This window comes from Pseudomonas sp. LH21 (assembly GCF_036549575.1).
Lineage (GTDB): Bacteria > Pseudomonadota > Gammaproteobacteria > Pseudomonadales > Pseudomonadaceae > Aquipseudomonas > Aquipseudomonas peradeniyensis.
Map to the genome: position 1 here is coordinate 3,606,645 of NZ_CP144367.1, position 14,145 is coordinate 3,620,789.

Below are 14,145 nucleotides of genomic sequence, written 5' to 3' on the forward strand. Positions count from 1 at the left end.
GACACGTAATGTAAAAATGTCGAACACATTGAGCCATGCACAGCGGCATGAAAAACGCACTGCACTGTACAGGCCGCCGATGCAATACACCCGCGATACCCCTGCAGGCGCCTGTCGCCGCGCACACCTGAAGGCCCCCGAATGCTCCAGCTCCATCCGGACTCCTCCACCCCGCTGGTCAACCAGATCATCGACGGGCTGCGCGCGCTGATCGACGACCAGACGCTCAAGCCGGGGGCGAAGGTCCCGTCGATCCGGGCGTTTGCCTCGACCTACTCGGTGAGCACCTTCACCGTGGTCGAGGCCTACGACCGGCTGGTGGCCCAGGGCTTGCTGGTGAGCAAGGGCAATGCGGGGTTCTTCGTCAATCGTGCGGCGAACGAGCTGCTGGACAAGCACAACGTCGAGGTCGACACCAGCCGCCCCACCTTCAATTCCGAGTGGTACCTGCAGCAGATCTTCGAGATCCGCCAGTTGCCGTTCAAGCCGGGTTGCGGCTGGCTGCCCAACGACTGGATGTACGAGGAAGGCCTGCGTCGCGGCCTGCGCCAGGTGGCAGGCAGCCCGCTGGAGCTGTCCGGCTACGGCGACCCCCTGGGCCTGCCGGAGCTGCGCGCGCTGACCGCGCAGAACCTGCAGCAGGAACTGTCGATCGTCGCCAACCCGGCGCAGCTGATGCTCACCCACGGCGCCAGCCAGGCCCTGGACCTGGCCGTGCGCACCCTGGTAAGCCCCGGCGACGTGGTGCTGGTGGACGACCCCGGCTACCCCAACCTGATGAGCATCCTGCGCACCCAGGGTGCCACCCTGGTGGGCGTGCCGCGCACCCCGGCGGGTTACGACCTCGACCAGCTCGAGCGCCTGTTGGCCCACCACCGCCCCACGGCGTTCTTCACCCAGCCGCACCTGCACAGCCCGACCTGCTCGCGCACCCCGCTGGCGCAGTTGCACCGTTTGCTGCAACTGGCCAGCCAGCATGGTTTCCGCCTGGTGGAGAACAACCTCTACGCCGACATGATCGCCGACCCACTACCCTGCCTGGCCAGCCTCGACCACCTGCAGCAGGTGGTATACGTGGGCAGCTACTCGAAAAGCATCTCGCCCAATGTGCGGGTCGGCTACCTGCTGGCCAACCCCGAGCTGACCCAGCAACTGCTGCACCTGAAGATGCGCTCGGGCCTGACTACCTCGCAGGTGATGGAGCGGGTGGTCTACGCCGCGATCATCGATGGTCGCTGGCGCAAGCACCTCAAGCGCCTGCGCCAGCGCCTGGCCGAGGCGCATCAGGAAGTGGGCCGGCACCTGCACCGGTTGGGCTTCGAGCTGTTCATCGAATCGGACGAGGGGATGTATATCTGGACCCGCCATCCGGCGATCCCCGACAGCGCCGCGCTGCTGGACGATGCCCTGGAGAAAGGCATCATGCTCGGCCCCGGGCAGCTATTCATGGTCGATGCCAAGGCCACCGGGTGGATGCGCTTCAATGTGGCGTTCAGTACCGATCCAGCGATGTGGGAGTTGCTGGAGAAGGTGTTGGTGAAGCATGTGCGTAGAGGCAGCGTTTGAAAATACGCTGCGCGTCTGAGTCAAGCGCAATAAAAGAGACCCGCAGCGGTAGCAAGCAGCACTGAACTGTCACCTTCAAGTGCTCACCAAATCCAAAATCAGATAAGAGACAGCACTACTTGCGCACTGTAGTTGTGGTAATTTCCATCTCGGCTGTCCTGGCGCACTCCAAAAACTCTTCAAGCGTCACCACTCCATCGCCATTTTCATCCAGCACCTTTCGAAATTCAGATTCAAGATTCTGAAATTCTTGGACTTTCTCATGGAAGTATCTTCGAATCTCACTAACTGCAACCACACCATCACGATTGCGATCAAGAGGCTTGAATACATATTCCCAAAGATAGAAGTCTCCTAAACCCATAACGACCGATGTTTGGATCTGGACTACAGGCCTGCTTTTCTCCACCACCTGAGCATCAAGCGTAGTTTTCATCGGTGTACCTTTGTACATTTTATCTTCCATAATCATCACTCCAAAAGAAGAGATTCCATTTATCCCGCTACGCTAGGGTCTCACCAGGTCAAAAAAGGAACAACTAGTAAAATTACTAGGCCTCCCCCATATATTCAGGTGCCTTACTCTGAAAACAACGCTCAGCCCTCACCAACATTGATCACCTCCTAACGAGCAATGAGTTCGCCGAAAAAAGCTTCTGCGTTGATTTGAAGCGTTTCAAGGTGATAGCCCCCCTTCCTGCACGATCAGGCAGGGCAACCGCAGCGCTCGAATCCGCTCCCCCAACCGCGCAAAACCGTTGGTCGTCACCGCCACCTTGCTCTGCGGATCCAGCTCGTAGATATCGAAGCCTAGCGACAACACCAGCACTTGGGCACCAAATGCCTTCACCGCCTCGAGCGCGATCTCCAGCTGCGCCATGAAGTCCGCCTCGCTGGCTCCATGAGCCATCGGCAGATTAAGATTGCAACCCTCCCCCGCGCCTTGACCACGCTCGTCCGCAAAGCCCGCCACGCCGGGATAGAAGTTGGTCGGGCGCCGTGCACCAAGACATACAGCATATCGTCGTGCTCGTAGAAGATCTCCTGCATCCACTGCATGTCGGTGTCCAGGATAGCCACGCGGCTGTAGCGACTTCGCAGTACCTGGGCGGCTAAGGCGGCATTGTTGAGGTAGCAGAAACCACCGGCGGCATCGTAACGGGCATGATGCCCTGGCGGGCGGCACAAAGCGTACGCGGGGGTTCGCCATCGAGGCCTTACTGTCAGCCTGTACGCCAACGACCTAGCTGGGATGTTGCAGGAGCTCAGCGAATGTAAGCCGAGCGATAGGCCTGCCCGCGCTCGCGCTTGCCTATCGCCACTACCACAACCACCACCCGATCATCCTCGACGCGGTAGACCAGTCGATAGCCGCTGGCCCTGAGCTTGATCTTGTAGTGGTTGGGCAAATCACGCAGCGCATCCACCCCGACCTTGGGTGAGAGCAAGCGTTGCCGGAGCTTCTTTCTGGCCTGCTCACGCACGGTGTGCCCCAGCTTCTCCCACTCCTTCAGGGCCGAAGGCAGGAACTCGAGCCTATAGGTCATCCAGCTCGACCGGGATGCCTTTCTCTCCTGCACGCGCCTTGACCAATGCCACCAGTTCGATGTCTTCCAGTCGTTCCATCATCGCCTCGTAGAGTTCAGCAGGCACCATGTAGCCCATGACGCGGTTATGGTTGAGGACTGCCACTGGTTTCCCCTGTGCATCGGCCATGACTGCCGTAGGATTCTTCTTTAATTCCGAGACACTGACGGTGACGTCGGCAAAGATGTTCTGCATGATAATAGCCCTCATTCAAGCGCTATATTTTGGTCATGATTCAGGTCCTTTTCAAGCAGACCTGCCTACAGGGGAAGCGAATTACTCGCTGCCCTCGCCCGCCCCAGCCACGCATAGGCCAACGCCAGCACTCCCAGCACCAACCCGGCAAACACCGCCACCACCACTTGGCTGTAGCGCGCCAGCAGCGCCGGGAACCCCACCACCTCGCGGGTCACCTGGATATCGGCGCTGCCATCGGCATCGCGGATGCTGATCCCGCCCTGGCGGATCTGCGAATAGTCGGCGTCGAAGTACACCCAGACCTTGCTCTCGCTCACCCCGTCGATGGCCGGCAGGTCGATGCTGCTGGTGGGCGTCGGCACCAGCGTGTCGTTGCCGGCGGCGTCGCGCACCTGCACCAGGCCCTTGGCCGGCAAGCGGATGTGCACGGCCTTGAGCGGCGCCTGGGCGGGGTTGTACAGCTCGATGAGCAGGCCGGTGCGGTGATCCACCAGCCCGGCCTCGAACGGCCGGGCAAACAGTTGCAGGTAAGGGGCCTGCGCCAGGTCGACCAGCTTGTCGATCTGCGGATGACTGAGGGCGCCGGCGCCGATCTCGCTGATCTGCGAGTGCAGCCGCTCGTACTTGAGCAGGTCGTTTGCCTGGCTGATGCGCTCGTTGAACTGGCCTGGGTAGGTGAGATGGGCATAGGTCAGGCGCGCCTGCAGGCGGTCGTCGTCGCGCAGCACCGCGTAGAGCGTGGCAGCGACGATGGCCAGGGCCAGCAGGCCCACCAGGGATTTACCGACTTTTTCCCAATTCACCTTGAGGGTTCCTTGTTTTACGGGCGTGACGAGAGGCAAGGCAGGCAAGGGTGCCAAGAACACCGGGTTCGGGCAAGGGTTGGCTGCGTGTGATGAGGCTGCCTTGCACGATGACCGAAATGTACGCGCTCCCCTGTAGGAGCGGCCTTGTGCCGCGAAAGGGCTGCGCAGCAGCCCCGACGATTTTGCATGATGTAGAGATCGTGGGCCGCTACGCGCCCCTTTCGCGGCACAAGGCCGCTCCTACAGAGGGGGTGATCAGCTTGATCAGCCCCGCGCCAGCAACCCCGGCACCGCGACCACCAGCATCGCCACCCCGGACAGCGTCAGCAGCCCCAGCACGATCCGGCGAAACGCCAGTTCACTGATCCCCAGGTACAACCGCGTGCCCAGCAGCGTCGGCACAACCATCGCCAGCGCCACCACCGCGAACGCCGGCAGCAGCGTCGGGGTCACCAGCCCGCTGCCCAGGTAGGTGAGCATGGTCACCGCCAGCATCGACAGGTTGAAGTTCTGGATCACTGCCCGCTGGGTGTCGCGCTCGAACCCGCGCAGGGTACACCAGAGCGTCGGCACGGTGCCGGTAAAACCGCCGATGCCGCCCAGCACTCCGCCAACCATGCCCACCGCGCCATCGGCCAGGCGCCCGCCCTGCAGACGCGGCAGGCGCGGCGCCAGCAGCATCAGCGGGCACCACACCACCAGCAGCGTGCCGAACACCGCCTTGAACCACAGCATGTCCAGGTAAGGCAGCACCCACACACCCAGCGGAATCCCCGCCAGCCCCCCCAGCACGAAGGGCCACAGCAGCGTCCAGCTGAAGCCCCGACGCACGCTGAACACGGCGATCAACTGCCCGGTCAGGCTGCCGAACACGGTCAACACCGCCGCCACCCGCGGCTCCAGCCCCCAGGCCCAGAACGACATGGCCACCATGCCGAAGGCAAAGCCCGACAGGCCCTGGACGAAACCGGCGATGATGGCGCCAAGGGCGATGAGATAGAGCGGATCCATGTGGGCTCCCTGCGACGATCGATGACATCGGCTGGGGAGCATTCCCCACCCAGCAATGGGTGTCCAGCCCCATGTTTGCGGCAACACCTTGAGCGTTTCTCGTTCGCAACACTGCAACATCTTGAAACAACTGGCGTTTGGCCATTTACCGCTTGGCACAGCCGTTGCTGACCCCTGTTCAAGGCACATCGCCGCTTATTCAGCGGCAACAGATGCCAGTCTGTACAACACGGGGCACACGGCAATGAAGAAACCAGCTGCAACATCGACCCAGGTGTTCAGGTTGTCCTCCCTCACGGCACTGCTGCTCAGCCTGGGGCTGGCCAGCGCGGTCGCCGGGTCGCTCGACGACGTGAGCCAGCCACCACCCACCGATCCCTCCGCCTACAGCGACCCGCCCGCCACGCCAGAGGACCAGGCGGCGGCGCTGGAGGCCTTGAAATCAATGCCCGAGGCCAATGAGGGTTCGCTGGAGCTGACCAATGGCGTCTACGGCACCCGCGCCACGGTGACCAGCAACAACGTGCTGCCCCCCGCATTGCAGACTTCGCGCAAGTACCCCACCAACGGCAAGCCCAGCCCGCTGTTCGGCGCCGAGCCGTTCACTCAGCAACTGCTGTTGTTCGAAGAATTCGGCCCGGAGAAACTCGACCCGGCCACCCCGCCCTACTCGATGACCTTCCCGCCGCCCGTGATCGGCGCGGCCCCGGCCCAGGACCCCGACTACGCCGCCCGCAGCAGCCCCAACGGCAACGCCCTGGAGGCGTTCCTGACCCAACCGGGGCTGACGCCGTTCCCGTCGCAGTACGCTAACGTGCTCGACCGCAACCCATGGAAGGCGCAGATCGAGATGTTCCTCAACCGCAGCGGGATCGGCTCGCCCGCCGAAGGCCGTCCGCCGGGAAAAGGCTGGTCACACCAGCGCTGGAACGAGTTCTACCCCCAGGCCGCGTTCAAGACCGCCCAGGCCGGAGCGCGCATCAACCAGGGCCTGCGCGACCGCAAGCAGCTGCACAACTACGCCAAGGGTGAGTTCGCCCCGGGCGGGCTGTACTACCAGACCTCCGACATCCCCACCACCCTGGGCACCACCAAGGGCATCGACACCCGCTTCCATCCGAAAATGCCCCTGCAGGGCCACAAGGCGCTGTGGACCTTCGACGGGACCTTCCCGGTCAAGCTGCTGATGGTGCGCTACGGCCAGCCAGTGCTGATGCGCCACTACAACGCCCTGCCAATCGACCCTTCGGCCAACAACGGCTTTGGCCTGCATACCATCTCCACCCACGAACACAACGGCCACTCGCCGGCCGAGAGCGACGGCTTCGCCAACGCCTACTTCTTCCCAGGCCAGTACTACGACTATCGCTGGCCGATCCAGCTGGCCGGCTACGACACCATCAACACCCGCGCCCAGGACCCGCGCGCGGCCTTCCCCTGCGCACCGGGTGAAACCCTGTTCGTCAACGACGCCTCCCCGGGCCTGAAGACCTGCGAGAACGGCAGCATCAAGATCCGCGGCGACTGGCGCGAGACCATGAGCACCCACTGGTTCCACGACCACATGCTCGATTTCACCGCACAGAACGTCTACAAGGGCAACGCGGTGATGATGAACTACTACTCGGCCATCGACCGCGGCAACGAAGCTCTGCAGGATGGCGTCAACCTGCGTTTCCCCAGTGGCGCGGCGATGCCCTGGGGCAACCGCGACTACGACGTCAACCTGTTGATCGCCGACAAGGCCTGGGACGCCAACGGCCAGCTGTGGTTCAACCCGTTCAACACCGACGGTTTCCTCGGCGACCAGATCCTGGTCAACTGGCAGTACCAGCCCAAGCTCAAGGTGCGCGCGCGCAGCTACCGCTTCCGCATCCTCAACGGCTCGGTGTCGCGTTACTTCAAGTTTGCCGTGGTGCGTGAAATCGCCGGCACCAGCGGCGAGTTCAAGGGCCCGACCGGCTCCAACCTTTCCTACGCCCGGGTGCCGTTCCACATGATTGCCAACGACGGCAACATCATGGAACACGCCGTGCCATTCGACGGCACCCTGGACCTCAACGGCGACGGCAACCTGCAGGACAACAACGCCATCATGCCGCTGCAGGGCATTGCCGAGCGCTACGACATCATCATCAATTTCGCCAAGAACGGGATCAAGGTCGGCGACAAGCTGTACTTCGTCAACCTCATGGAACACGAGACCGGAAAGGGCCCGAAACAACCCATCGCCCTGGCCGACGTGCTGTCGGGCAAGTACAAGCCCGTGATCAAGCAGACCAGCAACGGGCCGGAATGGGATGGCGGCGACCCGGTGGTCGGCAAGTTCATGCAACTGATCGTGCAGCCCTACACCGGCCAGGACGTCAGCATGGACCCGAGCCTGTACGAACCGGCCAAGCCCGGCAAGGCCGCGGGCCTGGTGATGATCCCCCTGCCCATCGACCGCAACAGCGCCAGCGATCAGGTCAAGATCAAGGCCGCCCGCCACCGCGAGTTCATCTTCGGCCGCTCCGACGGCACCGACAGCGTACCCTGGACCATCAAGACCGATGGCGGCTTCGGTTACAGCATGGACCCACGGCGCATCAGCGCCGCCCCGCAACTGGCCAACGAAGCCACCGACGGCGGCTTCAGCGGCGACGGCACCCTGGAAGTGTGGAAGATCAAGAACGGCGGCAACGGCTGGAGCCACCCGGTGCACGTGCACTTCGAGGAAGGGGTGATCCTCAGCCGCGACGGCAAGGCGCCGCCGGAATGGGAAAAATGGGCGCGCAAGGACGTCTACCGCATCGGCCCGGATGCTGATTCGTCGGAAGAAGTGGAAATGGCCATTCGCTTCCGCGAGTTCGCCGGCACCTACATGGAGCACTGCCACAACACCCAGCACGAGGACACCTCGATGCTGCTGCGCTGGGACCTGGAACACCCCGGCCAGTTCCAGATGATGCCGACGCCGCTGCCCGGCTGGGATGGCGTGGAGTACGTCAACTCCGCCGCCCTGCCGACCTTCCGTACCGCCAGCAGTGGCCCCGGCGACGATGGCAACAAGCCGCCGGTGGCGGTGAACGACAGCGCCGCGACCATGGCCGGCAAGCCGATCGTGCTCAACGTGCTGGCAAACGACACCGACCCCGACGGCAACCTGCCGCTGAGCATCAGCAGCCTGGCCCAGCCCGACTTCGGCCAGGGCACGGTGAGCAGCAATGGCACCCAGCTGACCTATACCCCGCCGGCCACGGTCGCCACGGCGTTCACCGCCAGCTTCACCTACGCCGCGCGCGACGCCAAGGGCCTCGAGTCGCTGGCGCCGGCCACGGTGAGCATCGCGGTCTCGCCGGCGGTACCGATGGACCAGATCCAGGTCAGCAGCGCCACGGTGCAGTTGCGCAGCAACAGCCGCTGGACCTGGGAAATCGCCGGGACCACCTCGGTGGCCGCCGGCAACAGTATCCGGGTCTCCACCAACACCACCAGCGGGCCGCTCGACCTGGGCCTGGCGACCCTGACCGCCAGCGGCAGTGGCGCGCGCTGGAAGCTGTCGGTGACCACAACCGGCAGCGGCCCGGCCTCGCCACCGACGGTGACGGTCAAGTCGGCGCTGGGGCAGAGCGTGACGGTGCCGCTGAGTATCCGTTGATTTCGCCAAGAGCCCATGAGGATTGGCGTGGGAGCGGGCCTACCCCGCGATAGACGCACCGCGTGGCACCGGCTCTGCCGGTGTTCGCGGGGCAAGCCCGCTCCCACGCCGTCCTTGCCCTGTTCCCTGTCCAGAGGGTAGAACCATGCCCCGCCTCTGCCGCCTGCTGCTCCTGCTGTTGCTCACCCTCAGCCTTTCCTGGTCGCTGCCCCCCAGTACCCGCGCAACGCCCTCCACACCTTGGGGCGCCGACTACTTCCCCAACATCCCCCTGCTCACCCAGGACGGCCAACAGGTGCGATTTTTCGACGACCTGATCAAAGACAAAGTGGTGGCCATCAACTTCATCTTCACCGGCTGCGGCGACTCCTGCCCGGTGGAAACCGCGCGCCTGCGCCAGGTGCAGAAGCTGCTGGGCGAGCGCGTTGGCCAGGACATCTTCATCTACTCGATCAGCATCGACCCCTACAACGACACCCCCGCCACCCTCAAGCGCTACGCCGAGAAGTTCGCCATCGGCCCCGGCTGGACCCTGCTCACCGGCGAAGCCGCCGACATCGAACAACTGCGCCGCAGCCTCGGGTTGTACATCGAGGGCCTGGAGAACGGCCGCAGCAAGGACCACAACCTCAGCCTGATCATCGGCAACCAGGCCACCGGCCGCTGGATGAAGGCCTCGCCCTTCGAAAGCCCGTACATCCTCGCCGACCGCCTGGCCAACAGCCTGCACAACTGGAAGACCGCCAGCTCTCAGCGCCGCGACTACACCCAGGCCCCCGACATCCGCCCACCGAGCGCCGGCGAACAACTGTTCCGTACCCGTTGCTCGTCGTGCCATACCTTGGGCGACGCCGAGCCTGGCGCCACCCATGGCATCGGCCCGGACCTGCTGGGGGTGACCCGCCAGCGCGAGGAACAGTGGTTGAAACGCTGGCTGATGGAGCCGGACCGGATGCTGGCGGAAAAAGACCCGCTGGCGATGCTGCTGTACGCGCAGTACAACCAGTTGGCGATGCCCAACATGCGCCTGGGCGAAACCGAAGTGGCCGCGCTGATCGGCTACCTCGAAGAAGAAACACAACGGCGCCAGACACCCTCGGCGCAACGTTGAACCTCGACCCTTGACCACCACCGCCGCCCCGGCCCATGCTCAGCCGCTTCCACACCACGCTCAAGGAACGACCGCATGAAGCTGGAAACTCTCGCCATCCACGCGGGCTTCAGCCCCGACCCGACCACCAGGGCGGTGGCCGTGCCGATCTACCAGACCACCTCGTTCGCCTTCGACGACACCCAGCACGGCGCCGACCTGTTCGACCTCAAGGTCGCGGGCAACATCTACTCGCGCATCATGAACCCCACCAACGACGTACTCGAGCAACGCATGGCCGCCCTCGAGGGCGGGGTCGGCGCGCTGGCCGTGGCCTCGGGCATGGCCGCCATCACCTACGCCATCCAGACCGTCGCCGAAGCCGGCGACAACATCGTCTCGGTGGCCAAGCTGTACGGCGGCACCTACAACCTGCTGGCCCACACCCTGCCGCGCATGGGCATCACCACCCGCTTCGCCGCCCACGACGACATCGCCGCCCTCGAGGCGCTGATCGACGCGCGCACCAAGGCAGTGTTCTGCGAGTCGATAGGCAACCCCGCTGGCAACATCGTCGATATCGCCGCGCTGGCCGAGGCGGCCCACCGCCATGGCGTGCCGCTGATCGTCGACAACACCGTGGCCACGCCAATTCTCTGCCGCCCGTTCGAGCACGGCGCCGATATCGTCGTGCACTCGCTGACCAAGTACATCGGCGGCCACGGCACCAGCATCGGCGGCATCGTCATCGACTCGGGCACATTCCCCTGGGCCGATCACAAGGAACGTTTCGCCCTGCTCAACACCCCCGACCCGTCCTACCACGGCGTTACCTACACCGAGGCCTTTGGCCCCGCCGCCTTCATCGGCCGCTGCCGCGTGGTGCCGCTGCGCAACACCGGCGCCGCGTTGTCGCCGTTCAATGCCTTCCTGATCCTGCAAGGCCTGGAGACCCTGGCCCTGCGCATGGAGCGCCATACCGAGAATGCGCTCAAGGTCGCCCGCTACCTGCAGGAACACGACCAGGTGGCCTGGGTGAAATATGCCGGCCTGCCCGACCATCCCGAGCACCAACTGGCCCGGCGCTACACCGGCGGCAAGCCGGCGGCGATCCTGTCGTTCGGCATCAAGGGCGGCCAGGCCGCCGGGGCGCGCTTCATCGATGCGTTGCAACTGGTGGTGCGCCTGGTCAACATCGGCGACGCCAAGTCGCTGGCCTGCCATCCCGCCTCCACCACCCACCGCCAGCTCAACGACGAAGAGCTGGAAAAAGCCGGCGTGCCGCGGGACATGGTGCGCCTGTCGATCGGCATCGAGCACAGCGACGACATCATCGCCGACCTCGCCCAGGCCCTTGAGGCCAGCCGCGGCTGATCGACCCGCGCCCCACCCAATGCCGACGGCGGGCGCGTACCCTGCAGAACCGGAACCCCACGCAATGACCCTTTTCTACCTGAAACTCCTCGTCACCCCGCTGCTGATGTGGGCCATCTCCCTCGCCTCGCGGCGCTGGGGCGGCCTGCTCGGCGGGCTGCTGTCCGGTCTGCCGATCACCTCGGCCCTGGTGATGACCTTCCTGTGCCTGGAGCAAGGCACGGGCTTCGCCCTAGGCGCGGTGCCCGGCGCGCTGGGTGGGTTGGCGGCGGTGCAGGCCACCTACACCTTCTACCTGTTCGCCACGCGCAAGGTTGGCATCGGCGTGGCAGTCGCGCTGTCGATCCTGTTCTATGGCCTGGCGGCCTATGCCTTCACCCATTGGGGAGGGCTGTACCTGTCGGTGGCCGTGGCGCTGCTGCTGATCGGCGTGCTGATCCGCGCCAGTGGCCGCGAACCCAGGCCCGACACCCTCGCCCGCCCCCGACACCGCTATTGGGAAATACCCCTGCGCATGGTGTCCGCCACCTCGCTGCTGATGGTCACCACCAGCCTGGCCAGCTGGCTGGGGCCGGCCACCAGCGGCATGCTCGCGCCGATTCCGGTGATTGCCTGGCCACTGGTGGTGTTCGCCCATGTGCAAGGCGGGCGGGCCGGGATGGCGGCGATGGTGCGGGGCAATGCCATCGGTGCGGTGGGGGTGATTGCGTTCTACCTGGCGATGGCGGGGTTGCTGGAGCGGCTGGGGGTTGCCGTGACCATCAGCCTGGCGATGGCCTTGGCGGTAACGTTGACTGTCGCATTGGCGGCAACCCTGCGACGCCTGCGAAAAGACTGAGCTGTAGATCAGCTACATCGTGGGAGCGGGCTTGCCCCGCGATCACCGGCAAAGCCGGTGCCATACCCTGTACTCCTTCCAACCCAGACAAAAAAGCCGCTTTCGATTGCTCGAAAGCGGCCCTTCTCGGTGCACCGGACTTCAACTGTCACCTTGCTCCTGCATCACCGGCAACTGTCCATCGATCATCGCCTTGGCCATGCCACTGAGGTAATACGTGGCTCGCATCAGCGTCTGTGCCTCTTTCGGCTGGCTCAACGCCTGGTAGGTCAGGCTGGTGATGCAGCCGAGGATGATCGTTGTTTCCTGCAGTACGTCTTCGGTCGGCAACCCCGGGATCGCCTGCACCCAGTCACGCACCGCGTACCGCTTGCTGCGACCGACCAGGCTGACGATCTTCAGGCCCCCAGTGCCCTTTGCGTGTTCGTCCTTGTCCATAACCTTGCCCCCAGGAAAAAAGAAAGAGCCCGTCGCGGTTCATCCTCCGCAGCCGCCAGACCAAACCGCGCGATCCCTGCGCGGTAAGCTGCCCAGTGGTCCGGCCTGCTCCGGTGAAGTGAAGCGCGACGAGCAGCCCGAGACTAAAGCGAGCGTCAATCCGCTACAACGGGCTACCGGGGGAAAAGGCACCTTTAGGAAAAGGACTACATAAACAACGGAAGAAAGGCTGTAGGACCTGCAATATTCTCCGCAGATGTTGTCGGTTTAGACCCCAGTGCATCGCCGTTCGCTGCACTGGGACGGCAACGCAACCCATCGCCGGCAAGCGCCACATGCGCCTGTCGTGCCGCGCTTGATCGGCACAGCGCCAAGTGCTCGACTTAGGTTCATGCCCACGCCACAAGCAGCTTGCCATGACCGACATTCCGCAGATCCCCACCCCGCCCGTGCACGCCCTGGATCAGCCGCGTACCCTGCTGTTCCTCGCCTACCCGCAGATGGGCCTGCTCGACCTCACCGGCGCGCAGACGGTGTTCTGGGCCGCGACCAAGGCCCGCGCCGCCCGCGGCCTGCCGGGTTACCGCCTGGTCACCGCGAGCCTCGAGGGCGGCCTGGTGCCGACCGCCGAGGGCCTGGCGGTAGGTACCGAGCCACTGGCGCCTTGGCTGGGCGAACCCTTCGACACCCTGGTGGTGCCCGGCGCACCGGAGATCGTCCGCACCCTCCCCGATCACGCCGAGCTGATCGCCTGGCTGGCCCAGGCCGCCCAGCGTGCCCGACGCACTGCCTCGGTGTGCAGCGGGACCTTCCTGCTGGCCGCCGCCGGCCTGCTCGACGGACGCCGGGCAGCCACCCACTGGGCGATGTGCGATGCGCTGCACCGGCGCTTCCCGGCCATCGAGGTGGACGCCGAGTCGATCTTCGTGCAACAGGACCAGGTGTGGACCTCGGCCGGGGTCAGCGCCGGCATCGACCTGGCGCTGGCCCTGGTCGAGGCCGACTGTGGCCGCGAGGTGGCCATGCAGGTGGCCCGCGAGCTGGTGGTGTTCCTCAAGCGCCCCGGCGGCCAGGCGCAGTTCAGCGAACTGCTCAAGGCCCAGGGCGAGGACAGCGCCGCCTTCGAGGCCCTGCACCTGTGGCTCAACGAGCACCTGGGCGACCCGCGCCTGACAGTCGAGCGGCTGGCCGAGCAGGCACGCATGAGCCTGCGCAACTTCACCCGGGTGTACAAGCACAAGACCGGCCGCACCCCGGCCAAGGCCATCGAGGTGTTCCGCCTGGAGGCGGCGCGGCGCTTGCTGGAGAACTCCGACCAGCATATCGAGCAGGTCGCCCGCCACTGCGGGTTCGGTAGCGAGGAGCGCATGCGCCTGGCGTTCCAGCGCCACCTCGCGGTGACCCCGCGGGACTACCGGGCGCGCTTCGCCCGCAGCGTGCCGCTGGCCGAAATCCAGGGTTCTTTGGCCTAGGGGCAAGCCGGGGGCGCGCTTAGCATCTGCAGCACGCCTGTCGGGCCACGGTCCATGTCCTCCCGCAAGGCGTACCCTTTTCCCACTGCCGCAGCGACAACATCGACAATCGCGGCATCCAGGAG

At 64.8% G+C, this 14,145-nt stretch carries 12 protein-coding genes and 1 pseudogene; 6 read left to right on the forward strand and 7 right to left on the reverse strand.

Annotated elements, in window-relative coordinates; all coding sequences use genetic code 11:
- The first annotated feature begins 141 nt into the window (after nucleotides 1-141).
- Nucleotides 142-1,566 (forward strand): aminotransferase-like domain-containing protein, encoded by a 1,425-nt coding sequence (locus tag VUG52_RS16185; protein WP_050705242.1) that lies wholly within the window; start codon nucleotides 142-144, stop codon nucleotides 1,564-1,566.
- Between the two features lie 115 nt (nucleotides 1,567-1,681).
- On the opposite strand, the gene VUG52_RS16190 is transcribed toward VUG52_RS16185, so the two are convergent.
- From VUG52_RS16190 to VUG52_RS16215, 6 genes and pseudogenes are all read right to left on the reverse strand, one after another.
- Nucleotides 1,682-2,032: an EF-hand domain-containing protein gene (locus VUG52_RS16190; protein WP_162232962.1), complete on the reverse strand. Its 351-nt coding sequence runs from the start codon at nucleotides 2,030-2,032 to the stop codon at nucleotides 1,682-1,684.
- A 210-nt stretch (nucleotides 2,033-2,242) separates the two neighbouring features.
- A pseudogene (locus VUG52_RS16195) lies at nucleotides 2,243-2,805 on the reverse strand (hypothetical protein).
- 26 nt (nucleotides 2,806-2,831) lie between these two features.
- Nucleotides 2,832-3,113 (reverse strand): type II toxin-antitoxin system RelE family toxin, encoded by a 282-nt coding sequence (locus VUG52_RS16200; RefSeq protein ID WP_050705241.1) that lies wholly within the window; start codon nucleotides 3,111-3,113, stop codon nucleotides 2,832-2,834.
- Nucleotides 3,103-3,348 carry a type II toxin-antitoxin system Phd/YefM family antitoxin gene (locus tag VUG52_RS16205; RefSeq protein WP_050705246.1) on the reverse strand — a complete coding sequence of 82 codons (246 nt, stop codon included), beginning with the start codon at nucleotides 3,346-3,348 and terminating at the stop codon, nucleotides 3,103-3,105. Before VUG52_RS16205 ends, VUG52_RS16200 begins: the two co-directional genes overlap by 11 nt.
- A 65-nt stretch (nucleotides 3,349-3,413) precedes the next feature.
- On the reverse strand, nucleotides 3,414-4,154 hold the full coding sequence (locus VUG52_RS16210) for a hypothetical protein (RefSeq protein WP_050705240.1): 741 nt from the start codon (nucleotides 4,152-4,154) through the stop codon (nucleotides 3,414-3,416).
- Nucleotides 4,155-4,421: 267 nt separating this feature from the next.
- Nucleotides 4,422-5,168: a sulfite exporter TauE/SafE family protein gene (locus VUG52_RS16215; protein WP_262950063.1), complete on the reverse strand. Its 747-nt coding sequence runs from the start codon at nucleotides 5,166-5,168 to the stop codon at nucleotides 4,422-4,424.
- Nucleotides 5,169-5,412: 244 nt separating this feature from the next.
- On the opposite strand from VUG52_RS16215, the gene VUG52_RS16220 reads away from it, so the two are divergent.
- The 4 genes from VUG52_RS16220 (at nucleotide 5,413) to VUG52_RS16235 (ending at nucleotide 12,110) form a co-directional block, all read left to right on the forward strand.
- Nucleotides 5,413-8,808: an Ig-like domain-containing protein gene (locus VUG52_RS16220; RefSeq protein WP_050706234.1), complete on the forward strand. Its 3,396-nt coding sequence runs from the start codon at nucleotides 5,413-5,415 to the stop codon at nucleotides 8,806-8,808.
- A 145-nt stretch (nucleotides 8,809-8,953) separates the two neighbouring features.
- Nucleotides 8,954-9,919 carry an SCO family protein gene (locus VUG52_RS16225; protein ID WP_050706235.1) on the forward strand — a complete coding sequence of 322 codons (966 nt, stop codon included), beginning with the start codon at nucleotides 8,954-8,956 and terminating at the stop codon, nucleotides 9,917-9,919.
- Nucleotides 9,920-9,994: 75 nt separating this feature from the next.
- Complete coding sequence (locus VUG52_RS16230) at nucleotides 9,995-11,272, forward strand: bifunctional O-acetylhomoserine aminocarboxypropyltransferase/cysteine synthase (RefSeq protein ID WP_331831765.1); 1,278 nt, start codon at nucleotides 9,995-9,997, stop codon at nucleotides 11,270-11,272.
- Nucleotides 11,273-11,336: 64 nt separating this feature from the next.
- Entirely contained in the window at nucleotides 11,337-12,110 is a 774-nt protein-coding gene (locus VUG52_RS16235) for a hypothetical protein (protein WP_331831766.1), read from the forward strand.
- A 141-nt stretch (nucleotides 12,111-12,251) separates the two neighbouring features.
- Here the strand turns inward: VUG52_RS16235 and VUG52_RS16240 are convergent, their stop codons facing one another.
- The gene (locus tag VUG52_RS16240) at nucleotides 12,252-12,548 is read right to left on the reverse strand and encodes a DUF3077 domain-containing protein (protein ID WP_050706238.1); all 297 of its coding nucleotides are present in this window, start codon (nucleotides 12,546-12,548) and stop codon (nucleotides 12,252-12,254) included.
- 416 nt (nucleotides 12,549-12,964) lie between these two features.
- On the opposite strand from VUG52_RS16240, the gene VUG52_RS16245 reads away from it, so the two are divergent.
- Nucleotides 12,965-14,020 carry a GlxA family transcriptional regulator gene (locus VUG52_RS16245; RefSeq protein ID WP_331831767.1) on the forward strand — a complete coding sequence of 352 codons (1,056 nt, stop codon included), beginning with the start codon at nucleotides 12,965-12,967 and terminating at the stop codon, nucleotides 14,018-14,020.
- Nucleotides 14,021-14,145: the final 125 nt, after the last annotated feature.

Coding starts and splice junctions, on each gene's coding strand:
- VUG52_RS16185 (WP_050705242.1), top strand. CDS start 142: ATGCTCCAGCTCCATCCGGACTCCTCCACCCCGCTGGTCAACCAGATC.
- VUG52_RS16190 (WP_162232962.1), bottom strand. CDS start 2,032: ATGGAAGATAAAATGTACAAAGGTACACCGATGAAAACTACGCTTGAT.
- VUG52_RS16200 (WP_050705241.1), bottom strand. CDS start 3,113: ATGACCTATAGGCTCGAGTTCCTGCCTTCGGCCCTGAAGGAGTGGGAG.
- VUG52_RS16205 (WP_050705246.1), bottom strand. CDS start 3,348: ATGCAGAACATCTTTGCCGACGTCACCGTCAGTGTCTCGGAATTAAAG.
- VUG52_RS16215 (WP_262950063.1), bottom strand. CDS start 5,168: ATGGATCCGCTCTATCTCATCGCCCTTGGCGCCATCATCGCCGGTTTC.
- VUG52_RS16220 (WP_050706234.1), top strand. CDS start 5,413: ATGAAGAAACCAGCTGCAACATCGACCCAGGTGTTCAGGTTGTCCTCC.
- VUG52_RS16225 (WP_050706235.1), top strand. CDS start 8,954: ATGCCCCGCCTCTGCCGCCTGCTGCTCCTGCTGTTGCTCACCCTCAGC.
- VUG52_RS16230 (WP_331831765.1), top strand. CDS start 9,995: ATGAAGCTGGAAACTCTCGCCATCCACGCGGGCTTCAGCCCCGACCCG.
- VUG52_RS16235 (WP_331831766.1), top strand. CDS start 11,337: ATGACCCTTTTCTACCTGAAACTCCTCGTCACCCCGCTGCTGATGTGG.
- VUG52_RS16240 (WP_050706238.1), bottom strand. CDS start 12,548: ATGGACAAGGACGAACACGCAAAGGGCACTGGGGGCCTGAAGATCGTC.
- VUG52_RS16245 (WP_331831767.1), top strand. CDS start 12,965: ATGACCGACATTCCGCAGATCCCCACCCCGCCCGTGCACGCCCTGGAT.